Here is a 16,204-nt window from a genome sequence, read left to right as displayed (position 1 = left end):
TTCATTCACGCCGTATTACCCAGAAAAATTCTGCTGATGTCATGGTCATGCTTGACACCCTGCCAGAGGAAACTACGCTGTAAGGATGCGGTCAGAAGAAGCATAGCGCGCGAAGCACGACCCGGATCAGTTTGTTCGTGCCCCGATCGATGGCGACGCGCGCCCCCGGATCAACACGGAGGTGCCCATCATGCGATATCTGAGATTGCAGCGCAGCCAGGCCAATCGCCGTCGTGCGGAACGCGAGGCGGAAAGGGCCGGCGTGCAATCGCGTGCCCAGAGTGCGCCGGTCGGCAGCACGACGCGCGAAGCCGCGAATTCGGTCGGCGAACCGGCCGAGCCGCGTCGCCGGCGCGAGAGCTGAAGCCGGCGGCAGACGCCGCCACCCGGAGTGTGCCGTTGTCGCGTCAGTCGTTCTCGGGTACTACCCGCGGATGGCCGGCTGTTTCCCGTTCGAATATCCGTTCCAGTATGTCCAGACGGACCTCGTCGGAACTCGAACCCCAGGCCGCGATCTCGTCGCGCGAGCGCAGGCAGCCGAGGCAGTAGCCGGTCGTCTTGTCCAGCGTGCAGACGCCGGTGCAGGGTGAAGCCACCATCTTTCAGTAATCCTCAGTGCTCAGTCTTGGGGCCGGAATGCGCGTGCCACGCGTGATGCCGGGGCGCGGTCCAGCCGCGCGCTGATCCAGCGCGCGGTGCCGACCAGCGCCTGCATGTCGATGCCGGATTCGATTCCGGCGCCGTCCAGCATATAGACAAGGTCTTCGGTCGCCACGTTTCCGCTGGCGCCCGGTGCGAAGGGGCAGCCGCCCAGGCCGCCCACAGAGGCGTCGAACACCGTTACGCCGCGTTGCAGCGCCGCCCACACATTGGCCACCCCCATGCCCCAGGTGTCGTGGAAGTGGCCGGCCAGCTGCGCGACCGGCACCTGTTCCGCCACGGTGTCGACCAGCGCGCCGATCTGTGCTGGCGTGCCGATGCCGGTGGTATCGCCCAGGCTCACCTCGAAGCAGCCCATGTCGATCAGCCGGGCCGCCATGCCGGCTACCTTGCGGCTATCGACGGCGCCTTCGTAGGGGCAACCGATCACGCAGGACAGATAGCCGCGCACGCGCACCCCGGCATCGCGTGCGCGCTGCGCCACCGCGGACAGGCGGTCCATCGATTCGGCAATGCTGCAGGCGGTGTTCCGCTGCGAAAAGGTTTCCGATGCTGCGGCGAAGATGGCGATGTCGGTACAGCCGGCGGCCAGCGCGGCGTCCAGCCCGGTGTCGTTCGGCACCAGACAGGGATAGCTCACGCCGGCCCGGCGAGGCAGGCGCTGCATCAGTTCGCCGCTGCCCGCCATGTTCGGCACCCGCTTCGGCGAAACGAAGGCGCCGGCTTCGATGTCACGCAGGCCGGCGTCGGCCAGGCGCGCGATCAGCGCGAGCCGGTCGTCGACGCCCAGTGCCATGGTTTCGTTCTGCAGGCCGTCGCGCGGACCGACTTCGACGATGCGCACGCGGGCCGGCAGCGGGCCCGCGCTCATGCCATGCCGACCGGCACCCAGCCCGGATGGCGGCGCGCGAACAGCGCGTCCAGCCCTTCCTGCGCTTCGGCGCCGGTATCGATGCGTTCTTCCAGTCCGACCACGTGGTCCAGCGTCTGCTGGTCGGCGTGCGGGCGGCCGAGCGCACGCACCAGGCTCTTGATCTGGTGCTGGGCGCGCGGGCCGCCAAGCAGCAGCGCGTCGACCACTTCGCCCACCGCCTCGTCCAGATCGTCGGCGGATGCGACGATTTCCGACAGCAGGCCGATGCGGTAGGCCTCGGATGCCGAAAAGCGCTCGCCGGTCAGGAAGTAGCGGCGCGCCCGCGCCGGGCCGACCGCGCCGATCACGTAAGGCGCGATGACCGCCGGTACCTGGCCGGTGCGCACGCTGTCGAAGCTGAACTGTGCGTCAAAACTGGCGATCGCGATGTCGCAGGCGGCCAGCAGGCCGGCACCCAGACCGCTGGCCGGACCCTGCACCCGCGCCACCACCGGTCGGGCCGATTCGGACAGCGTGCGCATCAGCCGTGCAGCCAGCGCCGGGTCGGCGGACATGAGGCCGCTGCGTTCCATTTCCTGCGGGTCGCTGCCGATGCTGAAGCTGTCGCCCAGCGCCGACAGCACGATGACGCGCACGTCGGCACGGGCGTTCATGTCGTCGATGACCGCGATCAGTGCCTGTACCAGCGAAGCGTCGAGCAGGTTGTGGTGGTCAGGGCGGTTCAGCGTGGCGATGCCGATGCCGTCCACCACCTCGGTCAGCACCAGCGCCTTCGGATCATTCATCAAGGCAGGGTCCCCTGTACCAGCCGGCTGCCCAGCGCGCGCAGCGGCGCGCCCAGTTCGAAGCCGGGCAGCACCACTTCTTCATCCACCGCGTACAGCTGGCAGGGCAGGCCATGCGCCTCGCAGGCGGCGATGGCGTCCTGTTCCGCGTCACTGCCGGCATTCCATGCCCATTCGCCATTCATGTTCAGCGCGAACGCGCGCGGCCGCAGCGTGACCTGCAGGAAGCGGCCGTAACCGGCGCGACCGCCGTCATTCAGCAGCGGCACCGCATCGACCAGATCGACCGGGCGCAGCCAGCCGCCGGGTTCGCCGGCGCTGGCGGAACAGGCGGCAAGGGCGGCGGCGCAGGCGAGCAGCGAACGCAGGCGAACGGTGTTCATGCGACGGGTACTCCCGTGGTGAGGTCGGCGCCCAGCCTGTCGAGCAGGCGTGCCGGATCGTCGTCGGACAGGATCAGTGCGCGATGCGCCCGGCTCAGGAAGCCGGCGCTCACCGCCTGATCGAACATGGCGAGCAGCGGATCGAAGTAGCCGGCCACATTGAGCAGCCCGGCCGGCTTGCGATGCAGCCCGAGCTGCGCCCAGGTGAGAATTTCGCACAGTTCGTCCAGCGTGCCAAAACCGCCGGGTGCTGCCACGAAGGCGTCGGCCAGATCGGCCATCAAGGCCTTGCGGGTGTGCATGCTGTCGACCACGTGCAGCTGCGTCAGGCCCGGGTGGGCGACTTCCAGCTGTTCGAGATGGTGGGGGATGACGCCGATCGCCTCGCCGCCGGCGGCCAGTGCGGCGTCGGCCACCACGCCCATCAGGCCGATGTTGCCGCCGCCATACACCAGGCCGTGGCCGCGCGTGGCCAGCAGGGTGCCGAGCCGGCGCGCCGCGTCGGCATGGATGGGGTCGTCACCGCTGCGCGAACCGCAGAAGACACAGACACGCATCGGTCGGAATCGGGTCGAAAGGGAACAGGGTGCGAAGTATGCCTGTGCCGCGCGGCCGCCGCGAGCGGAAGGCGGGCTCGCTGGGCCACGGGGCACGTTTCAGGCCGTGATCGGCAGTGACTCAGTCGGTGACTCAGTCGGTGACTCAGTCGGTGAACTTCGCGCGCACCACGCGCCATTCCTGCGGGCCGTCCATGGTGCGCGAACAGCCCAGCGGCACCGGTTCGGCGCCCGGTTTCATTTCGGTCTTGGAGCGGTCGCCGGTGCCCACGCCCATGTGATAGCGGTCCAGCCACACGGTCACGGTGCGGCTCGGGTGGCTGTTGCTGACAAGGATCTGCACCGAATTGCGCGACACGCACTGGGCAGCGAAATCCTTGCCGAAGGTGACGAACTGAAGCGGGTCTTCTTCCTGCGCCCACACCGGCGAAGCGGCGCCGAGGGCCAGCAGCAGCGGGGTCAGTACGGCGATGGCGGTGCGCATCGGTCTCCTCCGGAAGCGGTTCGACGGTTCGGATGCCGTCAGATGCGTGAACGCGGCGGGCGTTCCGCAGTACATGCGCAAGTGTAACAACCGGGGTCGCAGCACTCGATATTGCGCTGCACAATGAGCCGGATTTCGAGTTATGATCGTGCAAATTCAATGTCTTGGCCCCTGACCCCGTGTCCGAACATCCCCACGCGCTGGAAATGCTGGATCTGCCGCGGCCCGCACCGGGCCGGCTGGCGCCGGTCGCGCGCGGTGTGTACCGGCTGTGCATGCCGGTTGCGTTCGCGCCGGGCCACGTCAATGTGTGGGCGATCGAGGACCAGGACGCTGACGGCCCGTGCTGGACCCTGGTCGATGCGGGCTTTCCGGACGACGCCACCCGCGCCCACTGGCTGCAGGCGCTGACCGGCGATCTGGCCGGACGGCCGGTACGCCGCATCCTGATCACCCACTGCCATCCGGACCACTTCGGTCTGGGCGACTGGCTGGCGCAGCAGACCGGCGGCCGCATCTGGATGTCGCTCGGCGAATACCTGACCGCCCAGGCCTGGTTCGGCGACACGCCGGCGTCGGCGATGGACCTGATGGCCGCCTTCTTCCGCCAGCACGGCCTGCCGCCGGCGCAGACCGAGGCGATGCAGCGCGAGGGCAGCCGCTACCGCCGCACTGTCGGTTCGCTGCCGACCGCGATGCGCCGCGTCCTGCCGGGCGAGGTGATCACGATAGGCGAAGACGCCTGGGAAGCCATCGTCGGCCACGGCCACTCGCCGGAACACCTCAGTTTCTATCGCGCACACGACCCTGTGCTGATCGCCGGCGACATGCTGCTGCCCACCATTTCGCCGAACACGCCCACGCTGCCGTTCGAGCCGGAAACCGATGCGGTCGCTCACTACCTCGACTCGATCGAACGTTTCCGCCTGCTGGCCGCCCATACCGTGGTGCTGCCGGCGCATGGCGATCCCTACCGCGGCGTCGGCCTGCGGGTGGACCAGCTGCGCCTGCATCACGAAAAGCGCCTGGTGCAGATCGCCTCGCTGTGCGAGGTACCGACGACAGCCTTCGAACTGTTGCCGCGCCTGTTCAAGCGCGAGCTCGACAGTTTCCAGACGCGGTTTGCCATGGGAGAGGTGATCGCTCACCTGAACCACCTGTGGCAGACCGGCGGACTGCGCCGCCTGCACGACACCGACGGCGTATTCCGCTTCACCCAGCCCTGACGTAGTAACCGTCCTGACCACTCACAACCCAGCCACAAGCCCAGGGGGAGACAGCATGAACAAGCCAGCCGCCAAAGAAGCCAAGCAAGCAGAACCCGCCGCACTGCCGGATCCGGCCGCGGTCGCCAAGACCTATGCCGAAGTCGCCGAACGCGCCTCCAAGCTGCTCGGCGAACACGTGCAGCGCCAGCTCAAGCGCGGCATCACGCCGCCGTCCGACGAGCTGGGCATTGCCCAGGCCTTCATGGACATGACCTCGCGTCTGCTGTCCAACCCGTACAAGCTGGCACAGGCGCAGATGGGCCTGGTGTGGGACTACTACACGCTGTGGCAGCAGTCGATGCTGCGCTTCATGGGCGTCGATGCCGCGCCGGTCGCCACCCCGGTCAAGGGTGACAACCGCTTCCGCGGCGAGGAGTGGGAAAGCCACTTCCTGTTCGACTTCTTCAAGCAGAGCTACCTGATCGCCGCCCGCCACATCCACGACGTGGTGAGCAACGTTGAAGGCATGGACGAGCACACGCTGCAGAAGGTCAATTTCTTCACCCGCCAGACCATCAACGCCTTCAGCCCGAGCAACTTCGCGCTGACCAACCCGGAAGTGCTGCGCGAAACCGTGCGCAGCCACGGCCAGAACCTGCTCAAGGGCTTCAACAACCTGCTGCGCGACATCGAGGACGGCGACGGCCAGCTGCGCGTGCGCATGACCGACACCTCGGCCTTCGAACTGGGCCGTAACGTCGCGACCACGCAGGGCAAGGTGGTGGGCGAGAACGCGCTGATGCAGCTGCTGCAGTTCAACCCGAGCACTGACACCCAGTACAAGCGTCCGCTGCTCATCGTGCCGCCCTGGATCAACAAGTACTACATCCTCGATCTGCGCGAAACCAACAGCTACATCAAGTGGGCCACCGATCAGGGCCACACCGTGTTCGTCATTTCGTGGGTGAATCCGGACGAGAAGCTGGCCCAGCTCACCTTCGAGGACTACGTGGAACAGGGCCCGCTGGCCGCGCTCGACATGATCGAGAAGCAGACCGGTGAAACCGAAGTGAATGCCGCCGGCTACTGCCTGGGCGGCACGCTGCTGGCGACCACGCTGGCCTATCTGGCCGGCAAGAAGCAGAAGCGCATCGCCAGCGCCACCTTCTTCACCACGCTGATCGATTTTTCCGAGCCGGGCGAACTGGGCGTGTTCATCGACGAGAAGGCGGTCGAGGGCCTGGAAAAGAAGATGTTCGAACGCGGCTACCTCGAAGGCACCGAAATGGCCGGCACCTTCAACATGCTGCGGTCGAACGACCTGATCTGGTCCTTCGTGGTGAACAACTACCTGATGGGCCGCGAGCCCTTCCCGTTCGACCTGCTGTACTGGAATTCGGACTCGACCCGCATGCCGGCCTGCATGCACAGCTTCTACCTGCGCCAGATGTACATCCAGAACAAGCTGCGCGAACCGGGCGGAATCACCGTGCTGGGTGAGGCGATCGACATCCGCAAGATCAAGACGCCGGTGTATTTCGTGTCGGCCATCGAAGACCACATCGCGCCGTGGAAGAGCACCTATCTGGGCGCCCAGCTGGTGTCCGGCCCGGTCCGCTTCGTGCTCGGCGGCTCCGGCCACATCGCCGGCATCGTCAATCCGCCGGCGGCCAACAAGTACGGCTACTGGACCAATCCGGGCGTCAAGCTCGCGGACAGCGCCGACGAGTGGTTCAACGGCTGCACCCAGAACCCGGGTTCGTGGTGGGTGGACTGGCAGCAGTGGGTGACCGCACAGGACAGCGACCGCGTGCCGGCCCGCGACCCGGCCAAGGGCAAGCTTAAGGCGATCGAGGACGCGCCGGGCCGTTACGCCAAGCTGCGTCTGGACACGATGAAGAAGTAATACGCCGCTCAGGCGGTGCAGCAATGAAAACGGCCGGTCAGTGACCGGCCGTTTTTCTTTCCGGGTGGAGCGGCCGTCGAAATCGGAATCCCTCGCGGCGGGGGCGCCGCTCCCACAAAATCTGCCACAGGCTGCTCATGCCTCTGTGGGCGCGGCGCCCCACCGCGATGCTGACCTCGATCAGGCCGCCGCGCTCTCGCCGCTGATCACTCCGGCGGCGTTTCCAGCAGCACGTCGCGGCCGGTGTGGCCGGCGATCAGTTCCAGCAGTTCCTGTTCGTTGTAAGGCTTGCCGAGGTAGTGGTTCACGCCGATCTCGCGCGCATAGGCCTTGTGCTTCTCGGCGGTGCGCGAGGTGATCATGATGATGGGCACGTCGCGGGTGCGCGCATCGGCGCGCACGTTGCGTGTGAGGTCGAAGCCGTCCATGCGCGGCATTTCGATATCCACCAGCATCACGTCGGGCACTGCGTCGATCAGCTTTTCCAGCGCATCGACGCCATCCTTCGCGGTCACTACGCGATAGCCTTCGCGTTCCAGCAGCCGGCTGGTGATCTTGCGCACGGTCAGCGAATCGTCCACCACCATCACCAGCGGCGTCTCGTCCGCGGTGGCGGCCGGCATTGCCGGTACGTCAGGCAGATCGGCGCCGGCGTGGCCGCGGGCGGCCAGATCCAGGCGGTTGCGGGCGGCGATGGCCACCGGGTTGATGATGAGGGTCACTTCGCCGTCCGGCAGCACGGTGGCGCCGGAAATGCCGACCAGCTTGGACAGCTGCGGGCCGACCGGCTTCACCACCACTTCCTGGTTGCCGCGCAGCGCATCGACTTCGAGCGCCATGAATTCATGGCCGCTGCTGATCAGCAGCACCCAGCTGCCGGCGGCCGGCGGGCTCTGCCGCTCGCCCAGCAGGCGCGGCAGGTATTGATAGCGGTAATGGGTGCCCAGCCATTCCTGGCCACCGGCATCGCGCAGGGTTTCGCCCGATTCGCCCTTCAGTTCGCGCGCGTGCTGCACCATGGACGACGGAATCGCGTAGGTCTTGCCGCCGCTGCTTACCAGTACCGACTGGGTGACCGCCAGCGTCATCGGCAGCGACAGCCGGAAGCGGGTGCCCTGACCGGATTCACTCACGGTTTCGATGCGGCCGCCGAGCGCGCTGGTGGCGTTCTTCACCACGTCCATGCCGACGCCACGGCCGGCCAGTTCCGACACCTGGGCGGCGGTGGTGAAGCCCGGTTCGAAAATGAGGCCAGTCAGCCGCCGCTCATCCACCACCTCGTCTGCGGCCAGCAGGCCGCGTTCGACACCGCGCGCACGGATGCGCTCGAAAGCGAGGCCGGCGCCGTCGTCGGCCAGTTCGATCTCGACCTCGTTGGTCTGCTGGGTGAGCGTGATGACGATTTCGCCGGTTTCCGACTTGCCGGCCGCCACCCGCGCCTCGCGCGACTCGACGCCGTGCGCCACTGCGTTACGCAGCAGGTGCTCGATCGGGCCGGTCATCTTTTCCAGCACTTCGCGGTCCAGCTCGATCTGCGTATTGCGCAGCTCGAGGTTCACCTTCTTGCCCAGTTCCTTGGCCGACTGCCGGGCAACTCGGTACAGCCGGTCTTCCAGCGTCGAGAACGGTACCATGCGCACCGACATCAGCGCCTGCGACAGTTCGCGGTTCAGCCGTGCCTGCGACTGGATGGCGGTGTCGGCGGCGTCGAGGTTGCGCACCAGGTTGTACTGCACCGTGGTGACGTCGGACAGACTTTCGGTCATCAGCCGCGACAGCTCCTGCAGTCGCGTGAAGCGGTCCATTTCCAGCGGATCGAACTGTTCGTGGTGCGCTTCCGCCGCCGCCATGCGCGACTGCATCTGGCTTTCGGCGTGGATTTCGATCTCGCGCAGCTGGCCGCGCAGGCGCTGCACGTTTTCGGTCAGGTCGTTCAGCGAGCCACGCAGCGCGCGCAGTTCTCCTTCGATACGGGTGCGGGCGATGCTCATTTCGCCCGCCTCGTTCACGAAGCGGTCCACCATGTCGGAGCGCACCCGCACGGTGGGCCGTTCGCGCACCGTGCCGGCTTCCTCGTCGGCGGCTATGGCAGCCGGTGCATCGGTCGTGCCGCCGTCGGCCTGCGCCGTGGCTGCGGCCGGTTCGACGGTTTCCCCGCGTTCCAGCCGGCCGACCAGTTCCTCGCAGCGGTCGTAGGCCAGTTCGAGCTCGTCGAGCACCAGCCCGCGGTCGTCCTCGCTGCAGGGCACCTCGATCACGCCTTCCATGCTGTGCACCAGATCGCCGAAGCGCATGACGCCGGCCATGCGGGCGCTGCCCTTGAGCGTATGCAGCTGGCGGCGCAGCGCGTCGGAGGCGCTCAACTGACCGGCCTCTTCGCGCCAGGCGCGCAGTTCGTGGCCGATCTCGCCCAGCAGGTCGTGAGCTTCTTCGAGGAAGATGGGCAGCAGCTGCGGATCGATATCGTCGGCCACGCGCGGCGTGTCGTCCGCGGCCGGCAGGCGCGGTGGCACCGGCAGCGGTGACGGGCGCGGCAGTTCTACCGCAAGCGTGTTCTCCGGTGGCGGCAGTACGTATTCGTCCGGCAGCGCGACCTTTTCGAATGCCATGTCGTCGCCGTCGAGCAGCAGCGCGCTGCTGTCTTCGCCCTGGTCGGATGCCGCGGCCGGGCTGTATTCCGGTTCGGCTGGCGGGGCTTCGGCGTGTGCGTCCTGCTCCGGTTCGGCCGCAGAGGCGTCGAGCTCGGTCAGCCCGATGAGATCGATAGCGTCGACCGTTTCTGCGACTTCCGGCGATACAGCATCGGCGGAGGCATCTGAAGCGTCGCCGTCTTCCCACGGCAGGTCGCTATCGGTCAGGTCGTCGATGCCGGTGACCGGACCCGCCTCGGGTACGGATGCGGTCTCAGGTTCGGATTCCGGTTCGACTTCTGGTTCGACCACCGGCTCCGGCAGCAGCTGGCCTTCGTCATCCAGCCCGCGGCGGAAGCCGGCCAGATCGCTGAGCACCGAACGCGCGCCGGTGTCGGCCGGTTCAGGCGTGACGGAAGGCGGCAGTTCGAACACCGGCAGTTCGACCGGCGTCACCGGCAGCATGAACAATGCGTCCAGCCGCGCCACCAGATCGGGTACCGGTACTGCGGGCTGGCTGGCGGCGACCGCGTTGACCTGGCTTTCAAGCGTGCCGGCGGCGGTGTTGAGCAGTGCGGATTCGTGGTCGGCCGGCGGCTGGCCGTGGCTTTCGCAGCGTTGCAGTGCGTGTTCGAGCGCCTTGGCCAGCAGGCTGATGTCGTGTTCGCCCACGGTGAGCGAAATGCCGCCCAGCGTGTGGGCGGCGATCAGGCTGTCCTGAGTGGGCAGCAGTGACGGATTGACGTGAAGCCGCGCCAGTTCGCGGCGCAGCGTGGCCAGGTGACCGCGCGCCTCGGCGACGAACAGGTCGAACAGCGTGCGGTCGGCACCGGCGTCCAGCGCCAGGTCCTCGGCATCGATGTCGGCGGTGATGTCTATCGGCTCGATCGCTTCGACAGATGCTGCTGCAGCGTCATCCTCGGGCAGTTCGGTAATGTCCAGCGTTTCGGCATCGGTCGGCGGCGCCAGTTCGAGGTCGAAATCGATGTCGAGTGCGAGCGGTTCGGGTGCGGCCGGCGGTTCCGATGCGAACAGTACATCCGGCACGATGGTGGTTTCGGCCAGAGATGCGTCGTTGAAGATGTCTGCCAGGTCGTCGAGGTTGGCCTGTCCGTTGCTGGCGGACGTGCCAGGCAGTCCGGCGGCCTCCAGCGCTTCCTCTTCGTCCAGGTTGAAGTCGAGCCCGCCGTCGAGTTCCAGATCCAGTGCGTGATCCGGCGCCGGGGCGGGCGCCGTGCCGGTGGCCGCTTCCGGTTCGCCCAGCAGTGCGGCACAGGCCGGCGTCAGCCAGTCGTGGGGCGGGGTCTGGGTGTTGCCGTCGGTCAGCATGTCTACCCAGCCGGCGAACAGGCTGCGCGCGCGGTCGAGCAGGTCGAACAGTTCCGGCGTGCCGTCGCGTTCGCTGGCCAGCCAGCGGTTCATCACCTGTTCCACCGCATACGCGGCTTCGCCGAGGTCGCGCAGGCCGACCATGCGGCCACTGCCCTTGAGGGTATGGAAGCCGCGCCGCAGCGTGGTGAGCAGATCCTGGCTGTGCGGTGCCTGACGGGCGGACACGGTGCCGGCGGCGATGGTGTCCAGCACCTCGCGTGCCTCTTCGATGAAAATTTCCAGCAGCTCGGCGTCGAACTCTTCCTGACTGGCTTCCGCCAGTCGCACCGTGTCGGCGGACGGTGCCAGCGAGTCGGCGGGCGAGTCGGCCAGTGCCTGCACCGCTTCGGCCACCGGGGTGTCGCCGGCCTTGAGTGCGGCCAGTGCTTCGGCCACCCGCTTTTCGAGCTTTTCGTCGGCCAGCAGCTTGGCGTCCTGGCGCATGGTTTCCAGCGCCTGCCGCAGTTCGTCGCGGGTGCTGTCGTCGGCACCGCCGCGCGCCAGGCGGTCCAGCAGCTGGGTGGCTTCGGCGCGCCGCGCGGCCAGTTCGTTCTCGACGGTGACGCCGTCGGCATCGGCGCCGACCGGGGCTTCTCTGGCCTGCGCGCTGCCGCGCGGGTTCAGGATGATGTCCAGATCGGCCGGGCCGTACTGCAGCTTGTCCACGAAGAAGCCGAGGCCGGACAGCTGGTGCGCCAGCGTTTCGAATTCGCCTTCGGCTGCGACATGATCGGGCTGGGCCATGCGCGCGATCTGCTGTGCGCTGCGGCGGACCAGCGCGACCGCGCTGTCCTGCCCCAGCATGTTCAGCGCGCCCTCGACCTGCTTGAGCGGCGCGGACAGGCCGGCCAGTTCCGGGGCGCGGGCCGGGTTGCGGAAATAGGCGTCGAGATGCTGTTCGACCTCGCCCAGACTGGCCAGGATTTCGCGCGCGACCTGGCCCATGAACAGGCGCTCCTGCGCCTTGCGCGACATTTCGTCGAACAGCGGAATCTGCATCGCCGGCAGTTCTTCGCCACGGCGGGCGCGGGCGAGACGGTCGACCAGGGTGTCGACCTGGGCCGGCAGATCGTCGGCCTGAGCACGGCTGAACTGTTCGATCAGCGCGTCCATCACCAGCAGCGCAGTGGCGACTTCCATCGCCAGGCTTTCCTGGTGCTGCAGCGGGTCGCGCCGCAGCCACTGGCCGAGATCGAGCAGGGCGGCGGCGAGCCGGGCCAGATCGGGCTGGCCGACCCGGGTGCTGGCGGCCACCATGGCTTCGCACTGTTCGTGGAACTGCGGCAGCGCGACCGCCGCGCCGGAAGAGAAGCGGGTCCACGCGTCCTTGGCCTGGCCGAGCGATTCGCGCAGCGCGGCGATGGCCGGCCGCAGCGCGGCGATGTCGTCGCGCGCATCGTGTTCGCTGGCCACCAGCGCGTCCAGCGCATAGGTGTCGCGCACCGCGCGCAGCGCCGGCGTGCTCTGGCTGGCGGAGGCGATGAAGTAGAGCGAATCGCGCATCAGCCGCTCGGCCACGCCACGCGACCCTTCGAGCAGCCGGCGCATCTGCACGTCGACGCGCGCGCACAGCCGTTTCACGAAGAAATCGCTCTGGATGGCGCCCTGCGCCATGCCTTCGAACAGCGCGCCGATTACCCACCAGAAGGCGCGGGTGGCCGGGGCGGTCTGGGTCTGTTCGATCGCGCCGACCGCCTGCCGCATCTGCACCAGACCGTCGCGGTCGTCGCGCAGGAAGCGCAGCAGGCCACGCTCGAACTGGCTGCGCGCAGCGCGCAGCGCGCGCGAGCGGTCCAGCGGCGACAGCGCGGCGGCAGCGGCGCTGCTGCCGGCCGGGCGGCGCGTGAGGTCAGGGAAGAACAGTTCCGACGGCGCGACCACGCTTTCGCCGCGTGCCGCCATGAGGTCGCGGTACAGCGGCATCAGCCGCATCGGCTGGTCGACGCCGCCGGCCACCAGTTCGTCCAGATGACTGCGCACCGCGGAAATCGCCCGCTGCGCCACCGGCCCGGCCTGGTTGTCGGTGTCGCTGAGCTTGCCGGCGTGCCAGTCGGCGAACAGCTGTTCCAGCGCGTCGCAGAAGTGGGTCAGGCCATCGAGGCCGACGATGGCGAGCGCGCCGCGCGCCTGGTGCAGATGGGTCTGCGCGAACTTCAGCGCCTCGGCGCCGGCGGCGTGCCGGCCGTCGCCCAGCGCTTCGGCCGCACGCACCAGGGCGAGATCGATCTCGCCGCGGACCCAGATCAGCGGGCCCAGATCCTGTTCGCTGGAAGAGGTGCTCATACCTTGAAGCCCGCGACCGAGCCCTTGAGTTCAGCGGCGAGGTCCGCCAGCTGGCCGATGGATACCGCGGTCTGCTTGGTGCCGACCGTGGTCTGTTCGGTGATGCGCAGAATGCCCTGCATGCCCTGGGCCACGCGGGTCGCCTGTTCGGCCTGCACCTGTGCGGACGACGAAATGCTTTCGATCAGCTGCGCCAGTTCGGACGACACGGTGGAAATTTCATCCAGCGCCTGACCGGCCGCGTCGGACAGGCGTGCGCCTTCGACCACGCCGCGGGTGGAGTTTTCCATCGCCGCCACCGCGTCCTGGGTGTCAGTCTGAATGGTGCGCACAATCGCCGCGATCTGCTTGGTCGCTTCGGCCGAGCGTTCGGCCAGCCGCTGCACTTCTTCCGCCACCACGGTGAAGCCGCGGCCGGCTTCGCCAGCGCTCGCGGCCTGGATGGCGGCGTTCAGCGCCAGCACGTTGGTCTGTTCGGTAATGTCGGAAATCAGCTCCACGATTTCGCCGATCTCCTGCGACGATTCGCCGAGGCGCTTGATGCGTTTCGACGTTTCCTGGATCTGTTCGCGGATGTCGTTCATGCCGCGGATCGAGTTCGACATCGCGGTCGAGCCGTTCTGTGCGGCGGACAGCGACTGGCGCGCCACCTGCGCGGAGCGGGTGGCTTCCTGCGACACCGTGTTCATCGACTGCGCCATCGCCAGCACCGACTGGCCGGATTCGGTCACCTCGCGCGACTGCTTTTCCGCCGCGGTGAGCAGCTGGGTGGAAATGCGCTGCGCGGTTTCCGACGCCTCGGTCACGCGGCTGGCGGCGTCATTGATCCGCTTCACCAGCACCGACAGCTCCTCGATCGTGTAATTGACCGAATCGGCAATCGCGCCGGTGATGTCTTCCGACACCGTGGCGCGCACGGTCAGGTCACCGTCGGCCAGATCGCCCATTTCGTTCATCAGCCGCAGGATGGCCTGCTGGGTGAGGTCCTTCTCGCGCTTGGCTTCTTCGCGCGAACCTTCGGCCTGCAGACGCTGGTCGTTCTGGTCCTCGTTGTAGGCGCGCACCATCAGGAACACGCTGGCCAGCGCCAGCAGCACGCACAGCGCGCCGGCGCCGGCCAGCGCCAGACGACCGTCGCGCTCGCCGACATAGCCGGCGCCGAGCTGGTCGGTCAGCGTGGACAGCGCGGCGGCGTCGCTCACCACTGCGAGACCGGCCTTGCGTGCGGCGGAGATGTCATCCGGCTTGGCCAGCTGGTCGGCCAGCGCGGCGAGCGGTGCGTCCAGTGCGGCGCGGGCAGCGGCGTAGCGGCTGCGCGCCTCGCCGTCGATGCCCGTCTCCACCTGAGCGGCGACGTCGCGCAGCGCCGGCAGTGCGCGGGCGAGGGCAGTGGTCACGGCCGGATCGGCACTGCCGCTGCCGGTCAGTGCATGCACACCGGCCTGCACTTCGGTCAGCAGCGCGGCAAAGCTGCGGAAGGCGGTAGCGTCCTTGCCGCTGCCCTGCGCGGCCGCAGCGGCCAGCGGTCCGGCCTGCTGGTTCAGCGCGCGCGCCAGTTCGCCGGCGGCGCGCAGCGCCTTGTCCTGTGCCAGCAGCGCGGACACGTTCTTGTCGAAGGCGCCCCAGGCGGTGTCCAGCTGCTGCAGCGTGGGCTGTACCGAGCCTGAACTGGCCGGCACGTCGACGCCGTCGATCTCGCCGCCCTGGCTGACCCGGTCGAGCAGCCGGAAGAAGCCGTCACGGCTGGCGGCCAGTTCGCCGAAGGCCGCCTGTTCGCCGGCCATCGCCTGCTGTGCCGACTTCGCCATGCTCTGGCTCAGCGTGCGCATCTGGCCGGCGGCCGAAATGTAGCTGGCGTTGTAGCGGGTGATGCGCAGATCCTGCCAGACCAGGAAGGCGGCGATCACGATGAAGAACAGGAACAGCGTGCCCAGCGCGCGTACCTGCTGTTCGAGCGGCAGGTGGCCGATCAGCGGCAGACGGCCGCGCAGGAAGCCGAGGCTGCCGCGTGACGCGGCGGGTGCGCTGGCCGCATCAGTGCTGCGGGCGGATTTCAGTCCTGGGATGTTCAGTGCCATCGTGGCCTTTCCTGGGGGCTGTTCGGTTCGTGTGGGGTGTTCGATCCCGGCCCGGGCGTGCCTCAGGCCGCGACGTCGAGAAAGCGTTCGTCGGTGTACAGCCGGCGCGGATCGAAGCGGCGCCACAGCCGGCCCTGGGTATCGGTGAACTGTCCGGCGACCCAGGGGCGCGGATCCGGCGCGGCGTTCTCCGCCGGCTCGAAATCCTCGCGGGCGCGCAGACCGAGCACGCGCGACACCAGCAGTGCGCTGTTGCAGCCGAACTTGGCGTGCGGCAGCAGCAGCCTGGCATCGCCGGTCAGCACCGTGGGGTTGCCGCCCTGGAAGGCGGCCAGATCACTGACCGCGTACAGCACGCCGCGCACGTTGGCGACGCCGCGCAGCCAGCCGGTGGCCAGCGGTACCGGTGTCAGCGTGGGCACCGGCAGGATTTCGCCGGATTCGGCCAGATCGATCAGCCACAGCTCGCCGCCGGACTGCAGGCCAAGCAGCGCACGGGTGCTGGTGCCGCCCGCGGTGTCCGACAGCTTGCGGGCCAGTTCTTCCTGGAATTCGCGCAGCGAGAGCTTAGCCATCGCTGTCTGCCGCGCCGAGCTGGGTGATGCGGCCGAGCAGTTCTTCCAGATTGACCGGCTTGACCATGTAGTCGAGCGCGCCCTGGCGCATGCCCCAGATGCGGTCGGTCGGCAGGTCCTTGCTGGTGCACATGATCACCGGAATGTCGCGCGTGCTGTCGTCGCGGGTGATGGTGCGGGTGGCCTGGTAGCCGTTGATGCCGGGCATCACCACATCCATCAGGATGAGGTCCGGCTTTTCGGCCTTGGCCTTCGCGATCGCCTGTTCGCCGTTCTCGGCGATGATGACCTCGAAGCCCTTGCGGGTCAGGAAATCGTTCAGAACATGGCGTTCGGTGGGCGAATCGTCCACCACCATGATGCGCTTGATCGCCATCGTCGGCTCCGCGTTCGAATGGATACGGGGTGGG

The 16,204-nt window shown here is 67.9% G+C and carries 13 protein-coding genes; 3 read left to right on the top strand and 10 right to left on the bottom strand.

The window, feature by feature from the left end; translation table 11 throughout:
* Nucleotides 1-190: 190 nt before the first annotated feature.
* The gene (locus METUNV2_RS20055; RefSeq protein ID WP_198288867.1) at nucleotides 191-364 is read left to right on the top strand and encodes a hypothetical protein; all 174 of its coding nucleotides are present in this window, start codon (nucleotides 191-193) and stop codon (nucleotides 362-364) included.
* Nucleotides 365-407: 43 nt separating this feature from the next.
* Here METUNV2_RS20055 and METUNV2_RS0118520 read toward each other — a convergent pair whose 3' ends face one another.
* The 6 genes from METUNV2_RS0118520 to METUNV2_RS0118495 all read right to left on the bottom strand — a co-directional run bounded on the left by METUNV2_RS0118520 (nucleotide 408) and on the right by METUNV2_RS0118495 (nucleotide 3,743).
* Nucleotides 408-599, bottom strand: coding sequence for a DUF1289 domain-containing protein (locus METUNV2_RS0118520; RefSeq protein ID WP_018230970.1), 192 nt, complete (start codon nucleotides 597-599; stop codon nucleotides 408-410).
* A gap of 20 nt (nucleotides 600-619) precedes the next feature.
* Nucleotides 620-1,531: a hydroxymethylglutaryl-CoA lyase gene (locus tag METUNV2_RS0118515; protein WP_018230969.1), complete on the bottom strand. Its 912-nt coding sequence runs from the start codon at nucleotides 1,529-1,531 to the stop codon at nucleotides 620-622.
* Nucleotides 1,528-2,319 carry an enoyl-CoA hydratase-related protein gene (locus METUNV2_RS0118510; RefSeq protein WP_018230968.1) on the bottom strand — a complete coding sequence of 264 codons (792 nt, stop codon included), beginning with the start codon at nucleotides 2,317-2,319 and terminating at the stop codon, nucleotides 1,528-1,530. The genes METUNV2_RS0118515 and METUNV2_RS0118510 overlap by 4 nt, the downstream gene beginning before the upstream one ends.
* Nucleotides 2,319-2,702 (bottom strand): hypothetical protein, encoded by a 384-nt coding sequence (locus tag METUNV2_RS0118505; RefSeq protein ID WP_018230967.1) that lies wholly within the window; start codon nucleotides 2,700-2,702, stop codon nucleotides 2,319-2,321. The genes METUNV2_RS0118510 and METUNV2_RS0118505 overlap by 1 nt, the downstream gene beginning before the upstream one ends.
* Nucleotides 2,699-3,259 carry a TIGR00730 family Rossman fold protein gene (locus tag METUNV2_RS0118500; RefSeq protein ID WP_018230966.1) on the bottom strand — a complete coding sequence of 187 codons (561 nt, stop codon included), beginning with the start codon at nucleotides 3,257-3,259 and terminating at the stop codon, nucleotides 2,699-2,701. The genes METUNV2_RS0118505 and METUNV2_RS0118500 overlap by 4 nt, the downstream gene beginning before the upstream one ends.
* 145 nt (nucleotides 3,260-3,404) lie before the next feature.
* Complete coding sequence (locus tag METUNV2_RS0118495) at nucleotides 3,405-3,743, bottom strand: hypothetical protein (protein WP_018230965.1); 339 nt, start codon at nucleotides 3,741-3,743, stop codon at nucleotides 3,405-3,407.
* Nucleotides 3,744-3,922: 179 nt separating this feature from the next.
* Here METUNV2_RS0118495 and METUNV2_RS0118490 point away from each other — a divergent pair, with 179 nt between their 5' ends.
* Nucleotides 3,923-4,969: an MBL fold metallo-hydrolase gene (locus tag METUNV2_RS0118490; protein ID WP_018230964.1), complete on the top strand. Its 1,047-nt coding sequence runs from the start codon at nucleotides 3,923-3,925 to the stop codon at nucleotides 4,967-4,969.
* A gap of 55 nt (nucleotides 4,970-5,024) precedes the next feature.
* Complete coding sequence (locus METUNV2_RS0118485) at nucleotides 5,025-6,857, top strand: PHA/PHB synthase family protein (RefSeq protein ID WP_018230963.1); 1,833 nt, start codon at nucleotides 5,025-5,027, stop codon at nucleotides 6,855-6,857.
* A gap of 206 nt (nucleotides 6,858-7,063) precedes the next feature.
* Here the strand turns inward: METUNV2_RS0118485 and METUNV2_RS0118480 are convergent, their stop codons facing one another.
* The 4 genes from METUNV2_RS0118480 to METUNV2_RS0118465 all read right to left on the bottom strand — a co-directional run bounded on the left by METUNV2_RS0118480 (nucleotide 7,064) and on the right by METUNV2_RS0118465 (nucleotide 16,170).
* Nucleotides 7,064-13,141 (bottom strand): hybrid sensor histidine kinase/response regulator, encoded by a 6,078-nt coding sequence (locus METUNV2_RS0118480; RefSeq protein ID WP_018230962.1) that lies wholly within the window; start codon nucleotides 13,139-13,141, stop codon nucleotides 7,064-7,066.
* On the bottom strand, nucleotides 13,138-15,219 hold the full coding sequence (locus METUNV2_RS0118475) for a methyl-accepting chemotaxis protein (protein ID WP_018230961.1): 2,082 nt from the start codon (nucleotides 15,217-15,219) through the stop codon (nucleotides 13,138-13,140). The genes METUNV2_RS0118480 and METUNV2_RS0118475 overlap by 4 nt, the downstream gene beginning before the upstream one ends.
* A gap of 62 nt (nucleotides 15,220-15,281) precedes the next feature.
* Entirely contained in the window at nucleotides 15,282-15,794 is a 513-nt protein-coding gene (locus METUNV2_RS0118470) for a chemotaxis protein CheW (RefSeq protein WP_018230960.1), read from the bottom strand.
* Complete coding sequence (locus METUNV2_RS0118465) at nucleotides 15,787-16,170, bottom strand: response regulator (RefSeq protein ID WP_018230959.1); 384 nt, start codon at nucleotides 16,168-16,170, stop codon at nucleotides 15,787-15,789. Before METUNV2_RS0118465 ends, METUNV2_RS0118470 begins: the two co-directional genes overlap by 8 nt.
* Nucleotides 16,171-16,204: the final 34 nt, after the last annotated feature.

Source organism: Methyloversatilis universalis EHg5 (assembly GCF_000378945.1).
GTDB classification, from domain to species: domain Bacteria; phylum Pseudomonadota; class Gammaproteobacteria; order Burkholderiales; family Rhodocyclaceae; genus Methyloversatilis; species Methyloversatilis universalis_A.
The sequence above is the reverse complement of the archived record's forward strand: the minus strand, read 5'-3'. Positions and strand labels throughout refer to the sequence as shown.